Source organism: Geomonas ferrireducens (genome assembly GCF_004917065.1).
Classification (GTDB): Bacteria; Desulfobacterota; Desulfuromonadia; order Geobacterales; family Geobacteraceae; genus Geomonas; species Geomonas ferrireducens.
Window position 1 is genome coordinate 873177 of record NZ_SSYA01000003.1, and the last position, 18400, is coordinate 891576.

Annotated in this window: 16 protein-coding genes; 13 read left to right on the forward strand and 3 right to left on the reverse strand. The window is 62.7% G+C overall.

The features are described 5' to 3' along the window. Window positions 1-28: 28 nt before the first annotated feature. From E8L22_RS19685 to E8L22_RS19745, 13 genes are all read left to right on the forward strand, one after another. The gene (locus E8L22_RS19685; protein WP_136526802.1) at window positions 29-2026 is read left to right on the forward strand and encodes a heterodisulfide reductase-related iron-sulfur binding cluster; all 1998 of its coding nucleotides are present in this window, start codon (window positions 29-31) and stop codon (window positions 2024-2026) included. A gap of 369 nt (window positions 2027-2395) precedes the next feature. Then, window positions 2396-3574, forward strand: a complete 1179-nt coding sequence (gene sucC / locus E8L22_RS19690) for an ADP-forming succinate--CoA ligase subunit beta (protein WP_136526803.1) — start codon at window positions 2396-2398, stop codon at window positions 3572-3574. Further along, a complete protein-coding gene (gene sucD / locus E8L22_RS19695) occupies window positions 3571-4494 on the forward strand; it encodes a succinate--CoA ligase subunit alpha (RefSeq protein WP_136526804.1) in 924 nt (307 codons plus the stop codon). Before sucC ends, sucD begins: the two co-directional genes overlap by 4 nt. Before the next feature lie 136 nt (window positions 4495-4630). Next, the gene (locus tag E8L22_RS19700) at window positions 4631-5443 is read left to right on the forward strand and encodes an electron transfer flavoprotein subunit beta/FixA family protein (RefSeq protein ID WP_136526805.1); all 813 of its coding nucleotides are present in this window, start codon (window positions 4631-4633) and stop codon (window positions 5441-5443) included. Window positions 5444-5459: 16 nt separating this feature from the next. Then, a complete protein-coding gene (locus E8L22_RS19705) occupies window positions 5460-6800 on the forward strand; it encodes an FAD-binding protein (protein WP_136526806.1) in 1341 nt (446 codons plus the stop codon). 43 nt (window positions 6801-6843) lie between these two features. Continuing rightward, window positions 6844-8790 (forward strand): heterodisulfide reductase-related iron-sulfur binding cluster, encoded by a 1947-nt coding sequence (locus E8L22_RS19710; RefSeq protein WP_136526807.1) that lies wholly within the window; start codon window positions 6844-6846, stop codon window positions 8788-8790. A gap of 10 nt (window positions 8791-8800) precedes the next feature. Next, window positions 8801-9577, forward strand: a complete 777-nt coding sequence (locus E8L22_RS19715) for an electron transfer flavoprotein subunit beta/FixA family protein (protein ID WP_136526808.1) — start codon at window positions 8801-8803, stop codon at window positions 9575-9577. Between the two features lie 10 nt (window positions 9578-9587). Continuing rightward, window positions 9588-10508, forward strand: coding sequence for an electron transfer flavoprotein subunit alpha/FixB family protein (locus tag E8L22_RS19720; protein ID WP_136526809.1), 921 nt, complete (start codon window positions 9588-9590; stop codon window positions 10506-10508). 297 nt (window positions 10509-10805) lie between these two features. Beyond that, entirely contained in the window at window positions 10806-12008 is a 1203-nt protein-coding gene (locus tag E8L22_RS19725; RefSeq protein ID WP_136526810.1) for a bifunctional 3,4-dihydroxy-2-butanone-4-phosphate synthase/GTP cyclohydrolase II, read from the forward strand. 28 nt (window positions 12009-12036) lie between these two features. Beyond that, window positions 12037-12288, forward strand: coding sequence for a hypothetical protein (locus E8L22_RS19730; RefSeq protein ID WP_136526811.1), 252 nt, complete (start codon window positions 12037-12039; stop codon window positions 12286-12288). 77 nt (window positions 12289-12365) lie between these two features. Then, window positions 12366-12830 carry a MarR family winged helix-turn-helix transcriptional regulator gene (locus E8L22_RS19735; protein ID WP_136526812.1) on the forward strand — a complete coding sequence of 155 codons (465 nt, stop codon included), beginning with the start codon at window positions 12366-12368 and terminating at the stop codon, window positions 12828-12830. After that, entirely contained in the window at window positions 12827-14794 is a 1968-nt protein-coding gene (locus tag E8L22_RS19740; protein ID WP_136526813.1) for an FUSC family protein, read from the forward strand. Before E8L22_RS19735 ends, E8L22_RS19740 begins: the two co-directional genes overlap by 4 nt. 19 nt (window positions 14795-14813) lie before the next feature. Next, a complete protein-coding gene (locus E8L22_RS19745; protein ID WP_136514397.1) occupies window positions 14814-15545 on the forward strand; it encodes an SDR family oxidoreductase in 732 nt (243 codons plus the stop codon). A 98-nt stretch (window positions 15546-15643) separates the two neighbouring features. Here E8L22_RS19745 and E8L22_RS19750 read toward each other — a convergent pair whose 3' ends face one another. The 3 genes from E8L22_RS19750 to E8L22_RS19760 form a co-directional block, all read right to left on the reverse strand. Further along, a complete protein-coding gene (locus tag E8L22_RS19750) occupies window positions 15644-16219 on the reverse strand; it encodes a winged helix DNA-binding protein (RefSeq protein ID WP_198420195.1) in 576 nt (191 codons plus the stop codon). 111 nt (window positions 16220-16330) lie between these two features. Next, entirely contained in the window at window positions 16331-16846 is a 516-nt protein-coding gene (locus E8L22_RS19755; RefSeq protein ID WP_136526814.1) for an acetyl-CoA carboxylase biotin carboxyl carrier protein subunit, read from the reverse strand. Window positions 16847-16872: 26 nt separating this feature from the next. Next, the gene (locus tag E8L22_RS19760; RefSeq protein ID WP_136526815.1) at window positions 16873-18396 is read right to left on the reverse strand and encodes an acetyl-CoA carboxylase biotin carboxylase subunit; all 1524 of its coding nucleotides are present in this window, start codon (window positions 18394-18396) and stop codon (window positions 16873-16875) included. Between the last annotated feature and the right edge of the window lie 4 nt (window positions 18397-18400).

Sequence of the window (18400 nt, forward strand, 5' to 3'; positions counted from 1 at the left end):
TGAACGTTCTATGACAGCGAGGTGACTCATGGAAGCAACGCGCGAACTCTATTGGAACGTAGGCCACGGGGCCTCCACGCTGGTCCCGATGTACCTGATCACTTTCGCCGCCCTGGCGCTGCTCGGGTATTACGGTTACCAGCGGCTGCAGCTCTACGGCAAGGGAAAGCCCCTCGACCGGACCGACAACCGTTCGGCCCGCATCTCGATGCTGGTCAAGAACGTCCTTTTGCAAAGCCGGGTACTAAAGGTTAAGGGGCCCGGGTTCGCCCACGGCTTCTTCTTCTGGTCCTTCGCGGCACTCTTCGTAGGGACCATCCTGGTGGCGCTGCAGGCCGACGGGACCGATCTCTTGTTCGGCGTGCGCTTTCTGACCGGCACCTTCTACAAGATCTTCTCCCTGGTGCTCGACGTCGCGGGCCTCGCCGCCCTCATCACCCTGGCGGGCCTCTTCGTGCGACGCTACCTGGTGCGCCCGGACGGCCTTGAGACGACCCGCGACGATGCTGTCATGCACGGTCTCCTCTTCGCCATCATCCTTACCGGCTTCCTCATCGAGGGGGCGAGGATGGCGGCGACCGAACTGGTGCAGCAGCCCGATCTCGCGCTCTGGTCGCCGGTGGGGCTCCTGGTCGCCAAGGCCCTTTCCGGTTCGCAGCCGGAGGCCCTGTCCCAGTTGCACCGCGGCCTCTGGTGGTTCCACTTCGCCCTGGTGGCGGCCTTCATCTGCGCCATCCCCTTCACCAAGTTCCGCCACATCTTCACCACCTCGGCCAACTACTTCTTCGCGCCGCTCGGCCCCAAGGGGGCGCTCGTCACGGTAGATATGGAAGGTGACGCCGAGAGCTTCGGCGCGGCGAAGATCGGCGATCTCACCTGGAAGGACATCTTCGACACCGACGCCTGCACCAAGTGCAAGCGCTGCCAGGACCGGTGTCCGGCACACGGCACCGATAAACCGCTCTCCCCCATGAAGGTGATCTCCCAACTGGGCGAGGTGGCACGCGAGACCGTCGAGGACAACCTGGTCGAGGCGGTCGGCAAGGACGCCCTCTGGTCCTGCACCACCTGCCGGGCCTGCCAGGAGATCTGTCCCGCCGCCATCGAGCACGTCAACAAGGTGGTCGACATCCGCCGCAACCTGGTCCTCATGGAAGGTGAGTTCCCCGGCGACGAGGTGGTCACCGCGATGGGTAACGTCGAGGTTAACGGCAACCCGCTCGGCATGTCCTTCGCCTCACGCGGCGACTGGGCCGAAGGGCTGCCTGTGACACAGCTCTCCGAAGGGGCCGAGGTCGACATCCTCTACTTCGTCGGCTGCTACGCCTCCTTCGACAAGCGCAACATCAAGATCGCCACGAGCTTCGTGAAACTCTGCGCGGCGGCGGGCATCAGGGTCGGCATCCTCGGCAAGGAGGAGAAGTGCTGCGGCGAGCCGATGCGCAAGCTGGGCAACGAATACCTGTACCAGACCCTGGCGACCGAGAACATCGAGACCATCAAGGGGTACGGCGTCAAGAAGGTGGTCACGGCCTGTCCGCACTGCTTCAATACGCTGGCCAAGGATTACCGCGATCTCGGCTTTGACATCGAGACCGAGCACTACACGACCTACCTGGAGCGGCTGGTGACGGAAGGGAAGCTGAAGGTTGACAAGGGCGCCTTCGAGTGCACCTACCACGACTCCTGCTACCTCGGTCGCTACAACGAAACCTACCAGGCGCCGCGCGCCCTGGTGCAGGCGGCGGGCGGCACCATAAGGGAGATGGAAAGGAAGGAAGCGGAGAGCTTCTGCTGCGGCGCAGGCGGCGGCAGGATCATGGCGGAGGAGAAACTCGGCAGCCGCATCAGCGTGAAGCGCGTGCAGATGGCCGCGGCAACCGGCGCCGGGGTGCTCGTATCCAACTGTCCGTTCTGTCTCACCATGTTCGAGGACGGCGTGAAGGGGGCCGAACTCGAAGGGCTCCTGGTGGCCCGCGACGTCTCCGAGATCCTTCTGGAAAGACTCTCCCCCCAGGCAGGGTAGGCGGAAAACCTGTCCACGACTCCCGCAATCCCCTCTCCCCCCGGGAGAGGGTAGGGTGAGGGCGGCGGCAGGAGGAGAGAGCACAGCAGTCAACGGTAAAGCGAGGGCCGGTAGCGGCAGGTACCGCATCCGACTCCGGGCAGGCGAAAATCTGACGGAGGACACCGATGAGCCGAATAAGATGCGTTAGAGGCCCCAGGGGGGCTGGCGGAAACCGCAGCAGGCGAGAAATTCAGTTGTTGAGACCCCCGTAGCAGATGCCAAAAGGCGCAGTACTCCTGCCGGAAGCGGCATGGGGACTTTGAGGCAACTGTCGATAAAGGCGGCAGGCGATATGAGGAGGCGCCGCGCGCCTGGGAGGATAAAGGGATGAACATACACGAGTATCAAGCCAAAGCGATACTGAGGAAATTCGGGGTGCCGGTGCCGGACGGCCACGTCTGTTACAACGGCGCGAGCGCCAGGGAATGGGCCAAGAGGCTCGGGGAGGGCCCCTGGGTGGTGAAGGCGCAGATCCACGCCGGTGGACGCGGCAAGGGGGGCGGGGTGAAACTCGCGAAGACCTCGAGCGAGGTGCAGCTGATCGCCCGCGACATGCTCGGGATGACGCTTCGCACGCACCAGACCGGCCCGGAAGGGAAGGTGGTGCACCGGGTACTGGTGGAGAACGGCTGTGATATCGCACGCGAACTCTACGTGAGCCTCGTCGTCGACCGCTCCACCTCGAAGGTGACCGTCATGGCCTCGACCGAGGGGGGCATGGACATTGAGGAGGTGGCGGCGAAGACGCCGGAGAAGATCTTCACCGAAAAGATCGAGCCGCTCGTCGGGCTCACCCAGTTCCAGGGAAGGAAACTCGCCTTCGCCCTTGGGCTCGAAGGAAAGCAGATCGGGAAAGCTGCCAAGATGTTCGAGGCGCTTTACACCACCTTCATCGCCTGCGACTGCTCGCTTCTCGAGGTGAACCCGCTCGTCGTGACCGGTTCCGGCGAACTTCTCGCCCTGGACGCGAAGTTCGGCTTCGACGACAACGCGCTCTTCAGGCACCTGCAGATCGGCGACATGCGCGACTTCGACGAGGAGGATGCAAACGAGATCGAGGCATCCCAGCATGACCTCTCCTACATCTCGCTCACCGGCAACATCGGCTGCCTCGTTAACGGCGCCGGTCTCGCCATGGCGACCATGGACATCATCAAGCACTACGGCGGCGATCCGGCGAACTTCCTGGACGTAGGGGGCGGGGCGACCATCGAGCGCGTGACCGAGGCGTTCAAGATCATCCTCTCGGACAAGAACGTCGAGGGGATCCTGGTGAACATCTTCGGCGGCATCATGAAGTGCGACGTGATCGCCACCGGCGTCATCCAGGCAGCCAAGCAGGTCGCCCTGAAGGTTCCGCTGGTGGTCCGCCTCGAAGGGACCAACGTCGAGAAAGGGAAGCAGCTTTTAGCCGAGAGCGGGCTCGACATCGTCGCCGCCGATGGCATGGCCGACGCCGCGCAGAAAATCATCATGGCCGTTTCCGCCAAAGGGGGTAGAGCATGAGCATCCTGGTCGACAAAAACACCAAGGTAATCACCCAGGGGATAACCGGGGCCACAGGTCTCTTCCACGCGCAGGGCGCACGCGAGTACGGCACCCAGATGGTCGGGGGCGTCACCCCGGGCAAGGGGGGGACCACGGTGGACGGCTTCCCCGTCTTCAACACCGTCGCTGACGCGGTCCGGGACACCGGCGCCACTGCGAGCGTCATCTACGTCCCGCCGCCGTTCGCCGCGGACTCCATCATGGAGGCGGTGGACGCGGGGCTCGAGCTCGTCTGCTGCATCACCGAGGGGATTCCTGTCCTCGACATGGTGAAGGTGAAGCAATTCATGCAGGGGAAAAACACGCGGCTCATCGGTCCCAACTGCCCCGGCATCATCACCCCCGGCCAGTGCAAGATCGGCATCATGCCCGGCTACATCCACAAGCCCGGCAAGGTAGGCGTTGTCTCCCGAAGCGGCACGCTCACCTACGAGGCGGTGTGGCAGTTGACCGGCTACGGCCTTGGGCAGTCCACCTGCGTCGGCATCGGCGGCGACCCGGTGAACGGCACGAGCCACCTCGACTGCCTGAAGATGTTCGAGGAGGATCCGGACACCGAGGCGGTCATCATGATCGGCGAGATCGGCGGTTACGCCGAGGAGGAAGCCGCCTACTTCGTGAAGGAGCACATGACCAAGCCGGTAGCGGCCTACATCGCCGGCCGCACCGCCCCCCCGGGCAAGAGGATGGGGCATGCAGGCGCCATCATCTCCGGCGGCAAGGGGACGGCGGCCGAAAAGGTCGCGGTGCTTGAGTCCTGCGGCATCAGCGTCGCAGCAACCCCGGCCGAGATGGCCCAGGCGCTCATGAAGATCTATCGTCCCGGCATCAAGAACACGCACCATTACGTGACCGCCCCCGCGGCCGCCGCAGTCTAACGAAGCGCAGCACTAGGCCCCAGGTTCCCCCCTTCGCCTTGGCGAAGGGGGGACAGGGGGATTTGATTCTGAACCAACAGACGGGATTTGCCTCAGAACCGACAGTACACCAGCAGTCAAAGCTAAGGAGAAGGTCATGCTCGTGATCTCCTGTATCAAGCAGGTGCCGGACACCACCCAGGTGAAGATCGACCCGGTCACCAACACCCTGGTGAGGGAGGGGATTCCCTTCATCGTGAACCCCTACGACACCCACGCCCTCGAGGAGGGGCTGGCGCTCAAGGACCGCTACGGGCTGCGTTCGGTTGCCCTCTCGATGGGCCCTCCCAACACGGTCGCCACCCTGAAAAAGGCGTGCGCCCTCGGTGTGGACGAGGCGATCCTCCTTTCCGACCGCGCTTTCGGCGGCGCCGACACCCTGGCCACGAGCCAGGTGCTCGCGGCGGCCATCGAGCGGCTCGCGGAAAAGGATGAAGTGGGGATCGTCTTCTGCGGCAAGCAGACCATCGACGGCGATACCGCCCAGGTCGGCCCCGGCATCGCGACGCGCCTCGGTTTCACCCAGCTCACCCTGGTGGACCGCATCGAATGGCTCGATCTCAACAAGAAGCGGATACGGGTCAGGAGAAAACTTGAGGGGCGGCACGAGATCGTCGAGGCCCCGCTCCCAGTCGTGATCACCGCGGTCCGGGAGCTGAACCGGCCGCGCTACCCAACCGTGCCGATGCGTCTCACCGCCGAGCTAACCGAGGTGACCGTATGGGACAACCAGGTGCTGAAGCTCGACGTGGAGACGGTCGGCCTCAAGGGCTCGGCCACCTGGGTAAGCAAGATCTTCTCTCCCGAGCGTGACCAGGGGGAGATCATCGGCGACGGCATCGGCGATCCCGTTGGTACCGCGCATCTGCTGCTCGAAAAGATGCTCAGCAAAGACCTGTTAGCGATCTAGCCTGCAAGGAGTTGCCATGGACAGCAAGAAGATCAAGAAACCGCGCGGCATAGCGCGCCTCGTCGCGGGGAAGTGCATAGCCTGCGGCGCCCGCTGCGAGAGCTCTTGCCCGGTGAGCGGGATCCTGATGAACGAGGCGGGGGAGCCTTCGATCCATGCCGAGAAGTGCATCGGTTGCGCGAAGTGCGTGAAGGTCTGCGCGGCCGGGGCCCTGGAGATGTTCTACACGCCGGAAGAGCTGGAGATCCTGAAACAGTGGGAGGCGCAGCACGGCGCGGCCGAGGAGGAGCTCGACCCGGCGGAAAAGCAGCTGCGGGACATGCTCGCCACCTATCGCGGCGTCTGGGTCTTCATCGAGCAGTACGAGGGCGAAGTCGCCAAGGTCTCCTGGGAGCTTCTGGGCGCAGGCGCCGACTTAGCAAAGCAGCTCCAGGTCCCGCTCTCCGCTGTGATCATCGGCTACGGCGTGGGAGAGCTCTGCGATGAGGCCTTCAGCTATGGCGCCGAGCAGGCCATCGTGCTCGATGCCGAGGTCTTCGAGAACTACCGCACCAAGCCCTTCTGCGATGCGCTTTGCCACCTGATCTCCAAACACCGCCCCGAGGTGATCCTGATGGGCGCGACCGGCCAGGGACGCGATCTCGCCGGAGCGGTCGCCACCATCGTGAAGACCGGCCTCACCGCCGACTGCACGGGCTTGGGCATCGACGACAAGAGAAACCTCATGCAGACCCGCCCGGCTTTCGGCGGCAACATCATGGCGACCATCATGTGCGACCGGTTCCGTCCCCAGATGGCGACGGTGCGACCGCACGTGATGGCGATGCCGGAAAGGGACTCAGGGCGTATCGGTGTCGTGATCAACGAGGAGTACGACCTGCGCGAGGAGGACGTGCTCGCCAAGGTGATCGAATCGGTGAGCGACAAGGGTGGCAAGGACATCGACATCGCCGGTGCCGAGATCATCGTCTCGGGTGGACGCGGCCTCATGGGGAAGGAAAACTTCGCCATGCTGCACGAACTCGCCGAGGAACTGGGTGGCGTGGTCGGCGCGTCGAGAAGCGCCGTCGATGCCGGATGGATGCCGCACAGCCGCCAGGTGGGGCAGACCGGAAAGACCGTGCGCCCGAAGATCTACATCGCCTGCGGCATCTCCGGCGCCATCCAGCACCTGGTCGGCATGCAGGATTCGGACGTGGTCATCGCCATCAACCGCGACCCCGAGGCCCCCATCTTCCAGGTCGCCACCTACGGCATCGTGGGTGACGTCTTCGAGATCGTCCCGGCCCTGACCAAAAGGGTGCGCACCATGAAAGAGCAGCGCGGCGGAAGAATTCCCGAGCGGCTTGCCGTCTGACGAAGAGTTGCCCTAAAAAAGATCACCGCTTGCGAGGTATCACATGCAAAGCCACCAGTATTTCATGCCCATCTTCGTAGTCGCCATCCTGACCTTCTGCTACAGCTGTTGGCAGCGTCTGCAACTGGTCGGGGAGGGCGCCGCCGAGAACCGCTTCGATCGTCCCGGCGAGCGCCTGGCCGGGGTCTTCTCCTACGCCTTTGGCCAGAAGCGGGTGCTTTCCCGCCCGTTCGGCGTGAACCACTTCGTGCTCTTCTGGGCCTTCATGCTCCTTTTGGTCGCCAACGCCGACTTCATGTGGGAGGGGCTCTTCCCCGGCAGCGGCCTGTCGGCCCTACCGGCCGCAATCCGAAATCCCCTCTCGCTCGTCTTCGACCTCGTGTCGCTTGCCGCTTTAGCGAGCGTCGTCGTGGCCCTTGCGCGGCGTCTATTCTTCGCGCCTTCCTACCTCGGCAACGAGTACACGAAGCCGTGCAGCGGGGAGGCGCTCCTGATCCTCGGCATGATCGCGACGCTCATGGCGGCCTACTTCGTCCTGAACGCGGCGCACTTAGCCCAGGGGCAAACGGCCTGGATGCCAGTATCCCTAGCGGTCGCTTCGCTCTTGCGGGATCTGCCCGCGGCAACGCTCGAAACAGTCGCCATTGTCTCCTGGTGGCTGCACGCCGTGGTGTTGCTTCTTTTTCTCAACTTCTTGCCGCGCAGCAAGCACATGCATATCCTCACCGCCATCCCCAACTGCTACTTCCGCAGCCTGGAAAACCCGGCGGTGCCGCCGCGCGAGCTTTTCGAGACCGGCAAGAGGTTCGGCGTGAGCGAGGTGGAGCAATTCTCCTGGAAGGATCTCCTCGATTCCTTCTCCTGCACCGAGTGCGGGCGCTGCCAGGACCTCTGTCCCGCGCACAACACCGGGAAGTCACTGAACCCGCGCCGCGTCATCCACGACCTCAAGGTGAACCTGCTGGATGGGGGGAAGCCGCTCATCGGCGATAAGAGGGAAGGTACTAGCTGCGAGGAGGCCCTTTGGGACTGCACGACCTGCGGCGCCTGCCTCTCGGTCTGCCCGGTCCTCATCGAACACCTGCCGAAGATCGTCAAGATGCGGAGGCACCTCGTGCAGGAGAAGGCCCGTTTCCCGGAAGAGCTTTTGAACCTCTTCGAGAATATGGAGCAGCGCAGCAACCCCTGGGGCATCGCCCCTTCCGAGCGGGGCAAGTGGACCGGGACCCTCGGGGACAGAAGCTTCAAGAAAGGGGAGACCGAGTACCTCTTCTTCGTCGGCTGCGCTGGCTCCTTCGACAGCCGCGCCAAGCAGACCACGGTCGCCCTCGCCACCACCCTCGACCGCGCCGGGGTCTCCTGGGGCATCCTCGGCAAGGACGAGATCTGCTGCGGCGACAGCGTCAGGCGCCTGGGGAACGAGTTCGTCTTCGACAAGATGGCGCGCGGCAACGTTGAGCTCTTCCGCGAGCGTGGCGTCACCAAGATCGTCACGGCGTGCCCGCACTGCTTCAGCACGCTCAAAAACGATTACAGACAGTACGGCGCGGAGCTTCAGGTGGTGCACCACAGCGAGCTGATCGCGCAACTGGTCAAGGACGGGAAGCTGAAGGCGCCCAAAAAGACGGACCAAGGGAAGGTCATATTCCACGACTCCTGCTACCTCGGGCGTCACAACGACACCTACGCGGCTCCCCGCGACGTCATCGAGGCGGCCACCGGGTCAGCCCCGCAGGACTTCGAGCGCAACCGTGAAAAAGGTTTTTGCTGCGGCGCAGGCGGCGGCAGGATGTGGATGGAGGAACAGACCGGCACGAGGATCAACCACGAGCGGGTGCAGGAAGCCCTGAAGCAGCAACCGGACACGATCTGCGTCAGCTGTCCCTACTGCATGACGATGCTGGAGGACGGATTGAAGGACCAGGGGGCGGAGAAGGTACGGGTTAAGGACATCGCAGAGGTAATGGCCGAGGCATTAAACGACCGATAGGGAGGCGCAAATGAACATTCTAGTCTGCATCAAACAGGTACCGGACATGGAATCCCGCTTCAAGGTGAACGGGACGGGGGATTGGTACGACGAGGCCGATCTCGCTTACAGGATGAACGAATACGACGAGTACGCCGTCGAGCAGGCGGTGCAGCTCAAGGAGCAGCTCGGGAACCAGCCCGAGATCACGGTCCTCTCCATCGGCGCCGACCGCGTCGGGGAGGCGCTTAAGAAGGCGCTCGCCATGGGGTGCGACAAGGCGGTGCAGGTCCAGGACAGCGACAGCGCACGCAAGGACCCCTGGCAGATCGCCAACATCATCTCCGCCTACGCGGCGGACAAGAACTTCGACGTCATCTTCACCGGGATGCAGTCTCAGGACCGCGGCTCCGCGCAGGTAGGTGTCACCGTCGCCGAGATTCTCGGCCACAACTGCGCGAGCACCCTGGTCGGTTTCGAGTACGCCGACGGCGTAGTGACCGCGAAGCGTGAGCTGGAAGGGGGCGTGAAGAGCGTCGTCAAGGTTCCCGTTCCGGCCCTTGTCACCTGCCAGCTGGGCCTCAACGTGCCGCGCTATCCGACCCTTCCCAACATAATGAAGGCGAAGAAGAAGGAGTTGCAGTTGGTGCCGGTTGCGAGCCTTCTGAAGGAAGAGGCTGCCACGGGAACCGAGAAGCTCTACCCGCCGGTGAAAAGCGGCGGCGGCATCGTTCTCGAGGGGGATCTGGCCGATGTGGCGGACCGCCTGCTTGGCATTCTGAAAGAAAAGACCACGGTCATGAAATAGGGGGTGAGCCATGAAAGCACTGCTTGTCTGTGAACAGCGGGAAGGGAAGTTACTCGACACAAGCTACGAACTCGTTGCGTTTGCCGAGCGTCTTGGGGCGGAGGTGAGCCTGGTCCTGGTCGGTAAGGAGGCGCAGGCCCCGAAGATTACCGGGAAGCTCTACCTGGCCGATGCCGACAAATACGGGGAATACAATCCGGAGCTGCACAAGCACATCGTGGTTGCCGCGGTGCTCAAGGAAAATCCGGACTACATCATCTTCCCGCACTCCTCCTACGGTTGGGACCTGGCGCCCAGGGTTGCCGCGACCCTCAGGGTGGGGCAGGTCTCCGAGGTCGTCAACATCGTGGACGGCAAGTTCGAGGTGAGCCTATGCAACGGCAAGCTGCGTCGCACCGTGGCTCCGAAAGCCGCGCGCGCAGTCCTCACCGTCCAGGCTGGTGCCTTCAACTATACGGGGCAGCTCTCCGGCGCGCCGCAGGTTGAGGCGATCGAGATCTCCCAGGGGAGCTCCCCGCTGCAGTTCGTGGGGTACGAACCCGCCGAGAAGAAAGAGGTCGATCTGGGTCGTGCCGAGATCATCGTGAGCGCCGGTCGCGGCGTCGGCAAGAAGGAGAACGTCGCCGTGATCGCAGATCTCGCCAAGGCGTTTGGCGGCGAGCTCGGCGCGAGCCGTCCGGTGGTAGATGCCGGGTGGGTCGGTCACAGCCACCAGGTGGGCACCACCGGACAGACGGTGTCGCCCAAGCTGTACGTCGCCTGCGGCATCTCCGGCGCCATCCAGCACCTGGCCGGGATGAAGAAATCCGACTTCATCGTCGCCATCAACAAGGACAAGGAAGCCCCGATCAGCGAGGCCGCCGACGTCATGGTCGTCGCCGACGTCCTGGCGCTCGCCCCGGTTCTCGCCGAGAAGCTGCGCGCGGCGTAAGGCGGAGCAGGGATAGTTCCCTCCCCCGGAGGGGGAGGGTTAGGGAGGGGGAACGCGGGGAGCGTTTGAAGTGTTCCCCCCTCCCGGCCTCCCCCCTCCGGGGGGAGGAGCAGACCCCCTCCTTGGGGAGGAGTAGACCTCTCTGCGGGCTGGAGAGGGAGAGTTTACAAGCATCGCCGGAGCATATCGCTCCGGCGCAGGATATGGCTCGGGACAGTAGGCCTGGGACCAGCAGCACCACGCGCAGGTTCTCCTGGTTTTCCTGCGCGTGGTGCGACTTACATCAAGGAGGGAGTCATGTCCGTGGCAAGCATAGAGGAAGCGATCGAGGAGATCAGGTCCGGCAGGATGGTGATCCTGGTGGACGACGAGGACCGTGAGAACGAAGGCGACCTCACCATGGCCGCGCAGTGCATTACACCGGAGGCGATCAACTTCATGGCCCGCTTCGGCCGCGGCCTCGTCTGCCTCACCATGACCGCCGAACGCTGCGACCGCCTGGCGCTCCCCCCCATGGTGCGGGACAACACCTCCTCCTTCGGCACGGCGTTCACCGTTTCCATCGAGGCGAGGCTAGGCGTCAGCACCGGGATCTCCGCTGCGGACCGCGCCCACACCATCCTTACCGCCGTGGCGCCCGACGCGCAAGCCTCGGACCTCGCGCGGCCGGGTCACATCTTCCCTCTGCGCGCACGCGACGGAGGTGTCCTCGTCCGCTCCGGACAGACCGAAGGTTCCGTCGATCTCGCGCGGCTTGCCGGGCTCGAGCCCGCGGGAGTCATCTGCGAGATCATGAAAGAGGACGGCACCATGGCGAGGATGCCCGACCTGAAGCGCTTCGCGCTGCAGCACGGCATAAAGATCTGCACCATCGCCGACCTGGTCGCCTACCGGCTCAGAAACGAATCCCTGGTGCGGCGCTCCGTCGAGGTCGCCATGCCGACCAAAACCGGCTCCTTCCGGGCTATCGCCTTCGAGAACGACATCGATCACCTTGAGCACATAGCCCTGGTGAAGGGGGATCTCTCGGGCGACGAGCCGGTTCTCGTGCGGGTCCACTCCGAGTGCATGACCGGGGACGTGTTCGGCAGCGTGCGGTGCGACTGCGCCGACCAGTTGCACCAGGCGATGGAGCAGGTTGAAGCGGAGGGGAGGGGAGTGGTGCTCTACATGCGCCAGGAAGGGCGGGGCATAGGGCTCACCAACAAGCTGAAAGCCTACGCGCTGCAGGACCAGGGGAAGGATACCGTCGAAGCGAACCTGGCCCTTGGCTTCAAGGCCGACATGCGCGACTACGGTATCGGCGCCCAGATCCTCGCCCATCTTGGGCTCAAAAAGATCCGGCTCATGACCAATAACCCGAAGAAACTGGTCGGTCTGCAGGGATACGGCATCGACATCGTCGAGCGCGTTCCCCTGGAAATCGCCCCCGGCAGCAACAATATCGGGTACCTGCGTACCAAGCGGGAGAAAATGGGACATTTGCTGCAGTCCATCTGAGCGGGCGCTGCGGCTTGTGGGGTGAAGTATGGAGCACTATCAAGATCTCCCTTCTAAACGCAATATCATCTCGGTGCGCATCACCGATGACGAGCGCAACTTTCTGCTGCGTCTGATCGATGGGCGCGAGATGACCCTCTCCGACCTGATGAGGGAAGCCTTGGGCCGCCTGACGGTGTTCCCGCCTGCCTCGGCTCGAAAATCGCGTCGGCAGGGATTGCAGCAGCTGGAACCAAAAGCCCAGAGCGGCGACCCGGCGCAGGGGGCAAGCACTACCTGAGCCTAAGCCTCGGCGGTGAGCTGGCGAAACTGAAAAAATAGATAGCAATAAAATAAATAGGATGCTATCTATATTGCATGACAACCGAAAAAACTAAGGTAGAAAAGCATAACCTCCTTTACCGTCTGGGCTTTCTGACGAGGCGTTGGCGCCAGGTGCTCGACTCGTCGTTCCAGTCTTTGGGAGTCACCGACGCGTCATGGCGCCCATTGCTGCACCTGCACCATCTGGGTGACGGCATCAAACAGAAAGACCTTGCGGCCTCCCTCGGCATTGAAGGCCCCTCTCTCACACGCATCCTGGACCAGTTGATCGCGAAAGGTTTTATCGAGCGCGTCGAAGACGCGAGCGACCGCCGGGCGAAACTGCTCACGCTCTCACCGCAGGGGCGGGCGATGGTCACCGAGATCACCGGCAAGGTGTCGGCCCTCGAGCATGATCTCCTCAGTGCGTTCGATGACACGGAGATCGAGCAGATGAGCAACTTCGTGGAGCGACTGGAGAAAAGGCTGCAGGAAACCCGCTCGAGACTGAAAGGATGAATTCGCACCACCGCTTGAAACTCATCGTCGCCCTGCGCGGGACGCTTTCCGCGCTTACGGCACTTGGCGTTTCCCAGTTCCTGGGGATCGAGAATCCCTACTGGGCCGCGATGACCGCACTGATCGTCATCCAGCCGACCCGCGGCCTTCTTTTCGAGAAGAGCTTCTACCGCCTGGTCGGCACCGTCTTCGGCTCCTTGGCCGCTCTTTTTCTCCTCCGGCACACCGTATCCCCGTCCATTCTCACCTTAGCCCTCGTCTTCTGGATCGCCGGTTGCGTCGGCATCGGGAACCTCCTACACGGTCTGCGCTCCTACGCCTTTCTCATGGCTGCCTGCACCTGCGCGGTCATCGTGATGAGCGGCTTCATGAATCCTTCACGGATGCATGAGATCGCCTTCGGCCGGATCGCCTGCATCGTCGTCGGCATCATCGTCTCTACGGCGGTCACCGCCTTCTTCACGCCGTCTTCGCAACGCGAGGAGTTGGAGCGGCGCCTCCGGGAGGCGGTAGCGGACGCCATGCACTGGCTGGCCGCGCTCATCCGTCATGGCCGGGCGGAGGAGGTCGCGAGACTTGAACATGCACTGCTCCTGGAGTTGGCTGACCTGGAGGTGCTTTTGGATGCGGCGGGGGCGGCAACTCCCGGCTTCAGAAGAAGGAAGCGGCAGGTAAAGAGCCTGATCGCCGCGCTTCTTTCCCTGCTCTCGGTCGGGCGCCTTTCCGCGGAGCACCTTGAGCGTCACAAAGACGAGGACGGCAGGCACGCGCAGTGGCGTGAGCTCCTGGCGCGGCGTTTGAACGAAGCTGCGGCGACGTTCGAATCTTCCGAAGGAGCTGCTTTTTCCACCGAACTCGCCGCTCTCTCATCTGAAGCGCGCTCCCACCTGCCGCTTTTGGGGGAGACGCTGCACGGGCTGGTGGCTGCACTGGAAGACGTCCTTTCCGGAGTCGAGGCGGTTGCCGGCGATCAGGAAAGCGAGCCGCGGCATCGGCTCATCAGGCACCGGGACTGGGTTGAAGCGGGTAGGGCAGCCTTTCGTTCCGGCCTTATCATCGCGGCCGTCGGCTTTACCTGGAGCGCCACCGGCTGGAGCAAGGGCCCGCTCATGCTGATGGCCCTCTCCATCATGACCACAGTCTTCTCGAACAAGGACCATCCCGCCCACTTCGTCGGCAACATCTTCGTCGGTGCGGCGATCGGCTCCGCGGCCGCGGTTCTCTGCAGAATATTCCTGCTCCCTGGTGTGGTTGACCCGTACCTCACCATCGCCGTTGTCGCCCCGTTCGTGCTGCTCGGTTTCATCGCCATGCAGTACCGGAAAACGGTGCTGGCCGCGACCGACGCGACCCTCTTCTTCCTTTTCGTGGTTCAGCCGGGGGTAGCGGTTCACGTCGCCAATATCGATCTGGCCATTGGCGCCGTAGCCATGGTGGCGGGTGTGGGAACCGCATGGATCTCCTACACCTTGCTGGTTCCGATCAACCCTCGTCTGCGCATGCGGTCCATTCTCGCGGCCGTTTCCCGCGACCTCGTGCGCATGGCGCAGGACGGGTCGCCGCAGGTCATGGCCCGAACCCGTGAGAGGCTGCACCACAGGGTGATCCGTTTGGTGGACATGGCCGCGCGGCATGACCCGGAGCATCTCAGAACCGTAGAGGGTGGGGTGACCGCGCTCGGCATGGCCGCATGCATCATCTCGTTGCGTGAAAAACTGGACAAAGAGGATCTTGCCCCGACATCGGAACGGATCATAAGGGAGGCGCTGATGGCTATAGCCGTCCTGGCCCCTCGACCTGAAAATGCCGGGCAACTGTTAAGCCGTGCGGCACGCGCCCTTTACGCTGTCTTGGAAGATGGGGTGGTGATGAAGGACGTGGCACACGCAGAGGTAGGATCAACCGGTCATGCAGGGGACGTGCAACTGCATCCGCACCGGCTGCTGTGGGCAGAAAAACAGTAAGACTGAAGAGGAGAAAAAAATGGAATTGGCAGGCAAGGTAGTTTTGGTCACCGGCGCCAACGGCGGCATAGGGTGGGCACTGGTGCAGGAGTTATTGGAGCGTGGAGCGGCCAAAGTATATGCGGCGGCCCGCAACATCCAGGCGGTAGCCGAAATGGCGAAATTCGACCCGGGGCGCGTGGTCGCGCTGAGGATTGACGTGACCCATGAGACGAGCGTGGCAACGGCGGCGGCGCAATGCCAGGATGTCGATCTCGTCATCAACAACGCCGGGGTCAACCATTGCAAGAGCCTGCTCGACCCGGACGGGCTCGATTGCGCGCGCCAGGAGATCAAGGTCAACTACCTCGGCACCCTTTCCATGTGCCGTGCCTTCGCGCCTGTACTGGCCGCACGCGGCGGGGCGATAGCGAACGTCTGCTCCATCCTCGGTCTCGTGAACCTTCCCGTGAACGGAACCTACTCAGCCTCCAAGGCGGCCGGCCACTCGCTGCTGCAGGGGGTGCGCGCCGAACTGGCGCCGCGCGGCGTCAAGGTCTACGGGGTGTACCCAGGTCCGGTCGACACCAGGATGACCGCGGGGCAGGAGATGTCGAAAGCGACTCCGTCTCAGGTTGCGAAAATGATCCTGGAGGGCATCGCGAAAGACGAAGAGTACATCTTCCCTGATGCGATGTCGCTTGATGTGCGCAAGGGGCTGCTCCATGCCCCGAAAGAGGTCGAAAAGGAATTCGGCGCGATGGTGCCGTAAGGAACCGGATACCCGAAAGCCTTCGCAGCAAAAGAAAAGGCCCTGATCTCTCAGGGCCTTTTTCTGTCTGGGTGTCCTTTGCGCCTGGGGATCGGGCGTCAGGATGAGGCCAGGTCGAATGAGGATGCTGCACGGGAAGCCTGGTCGTAGCTGCCCGAAACGTTGCGTAGGAATTTGGCGATACCGGCCAGCGTCTTCGCTTCGTCCTCGCTCTTGGTGAAGCTGTCTATGAGACAGGTGTCACGTACCTGCCTGTAGTTGTTGCAGATGGTCGAACCGTTGGGGGTGGTTGAGTAAAACATTTCCTTCCCCTTCTTGGTCCCGCTGACCAGCCCCGCGTTGGTCAGCTTCTTGATTGAGTAGGTGGCAAGGTGGGTATCTTCGATGTTCAGGATGAAACAGATGTCCGCAAGGCGCTTTTGCTTACCCCGATGGTTGATATGGTGCAGGATCAGTATGTCGAGCGGCGCCATGTCCTTGGCTCCGGCGGCGTTCATGCAGCGCACCATCCAGCGTTCAAAGGCATGATAAGCGATGATGAGCCCGAATTCGAATTCGGAAGACTCCGGATAGGAAACGGCGAGGTGGGCGGACGTAACGATATGAACGTTATTATCTTCCGAGTTTGAGCCGCTTCCTGCCATGGTGCTGATATCGATCTCTTTCTTTGGCATAGACCCTCTGGTTAATCTGCGGAACTTGACACAGGCATGCTGTAAGCGGGCAGTATAACTATCGGAGCAGCTTTTTACCAAGAAAATTCATCCCGATCTCGCAGGACTGTACTACCCGGCCGGTTCCACGACACACAGCAATTCGTTGGTCGCAACGGGAACACCCTCAGTGGCCTTCAAGCTTCCTATCACACCGGCCACCGGTGCCTTGAGCTCGTTCATCATCTTCATCGCTTCAAGAATCATCAGCACCTGGCCGGATTCGACCAGGTCACCTTCCTTGACCAGGACCTTGCAGACATTGCCGGACATGGGGGCGGTGATCTCCTGCCTTCCTGAAAGCCCCGCAGAGAGCTTGCTGGCGAGCTTTTTCCGCTTCTCCTCCATTACATCCAGCTCGAAGTGATCACCCTGTATGTCGACCTGGTACACCTCACCTTTATCGGAAAGGTCCAGATCCACTTCGTACGATCTGCCGTTTATGATCAGGGAGAGGAGGTTGTCTCTGGATTCATGGTAATCCACCAGGTATTCCTTGCCGCCCAAGTGAACCACGTACAGCCCGGGATGGCGCTCTTCCACCCCGATGTGCCACTCTTCTTCGTTGCAGGTGACGATGTATGCCATGTGGAATTATCCTCCGTGAAGTGCCGTCAGCGCTTGATGCGGCCGCTCATCTTCCAGCCTGATTTGCCTTGCGGGGTGCCGTCCGGAACTGGCGTGCTCTTGCCGAGCTTTGCCTTGTCGTTCCGGAAAGCCTTGATGACGACGGCGAGCAGCGCCACCTCCAGGTGCGGTTTTTCCCTGGCGGCATCCTCCCTGTCGAACCTGCTGTCGATGAAGGTCGTGTCGTAGTCGCCTTCAATGAAGTGCTCGTTCTGCATGACCCGTTCGCAGAAAGGTATGGTGGTCTTGATCCCCTTCACGAAGTACTCGGAGAGCGCCCGCCGGGTGCGGCTGATGCAGCGCTCCCGGGTACCGGCCCAGACCACGAGTTTCGCCAGGTGCGGATCGTAGTAGGGGGGGACGTCGAGCCCCTCGTACATACCGGAGTCGTCGCGGACACCGGGGCCGCCCGGCGTGCGCAGGCCGTCGATGCGTCCCGCGATCGGGAAGAAGTCATGGTCCGGATCCTCCGCGTGAATGTGGCATTCGATGGCGTGGCCGCGGAAGGCGATGTCCTTTTGCTGGAAGGCCAGCGGTAGACCGGCTGCCACACGGATCATCTCCTTGCAGAGGTCCGTGCCGGTGACTGCCTCGGTGACCGGGTGCTCGACCGCCAGACGGGTATTCATCTCCAGGAAGAAGAATTCCTTTGTCGCCCCGTTCACCAGGAACTCGACCGTTCCCGCCGAATCGTAGCCGACCGCCCGGGCGATGCGGACCGCCGCTTCGCCCAATTTGCCGCGGAGTTCATCATCCACTATGGTCGAGGGCGCCTCTTCGATCATTTTCTGGTTCCGGTGCTGGATGGAACACTCTCGCTCCATGAAATGGACCACGTGTCCGTTTCCATCGCCGAATATCTGGATCTCTATGTGGCGAGGCCTTTCGATGCAGCGCTCCAGGTAGACCGCCTTTCTGCCGAAGCAGTTGAACGACTCGGAGCGGGCCGCCCGCACCAGCCTGGTCAGGTCCTCCGGCCGCTCCACCCTGCGCATCCCCTTGCCGCCGAAGCCGTGCACCGCTTTGACCATGATGGGGTAACCGATTTCGGCCGCTGCCTGCTGGGCATCTTCGTCGTCGCGCAACTCCGCCAGCATGCCGGGGACGAGCGGCACGTCCTGCGCGGCCGCCACCTTGCGGGCCTCGATCTTGTTTCCCATGATCCGGATGGCGCCCGGGTTTGGGCCGATGAAGGTGATCCCTTCCGCGGCGCAGAGTTCGGCGAATTCCGCAGTCTCGGAGAGGAAACCGTACCCGGGATGGATGGCGTCACAGCCGGATTTCTTCGCCACCTCGATGATGGTGTCGGTCCGCAAGTAGGAACGGGAGGCGGGCGCCGGGCCGATACAGTAGGCTTCATCGGCGACCCTCACGTGCAGCGAGGCGCGGTCCGCCTCGGAGTACACGGCCACCGTCGGTATCTGGAGTTCCTGGCAGGCGCGGATGATTCGTATGGCGATCTCGCCGCGGTTGGCGATGAGCACCTTTTGAAAGAGCTTGTCAGCGGGCATATGA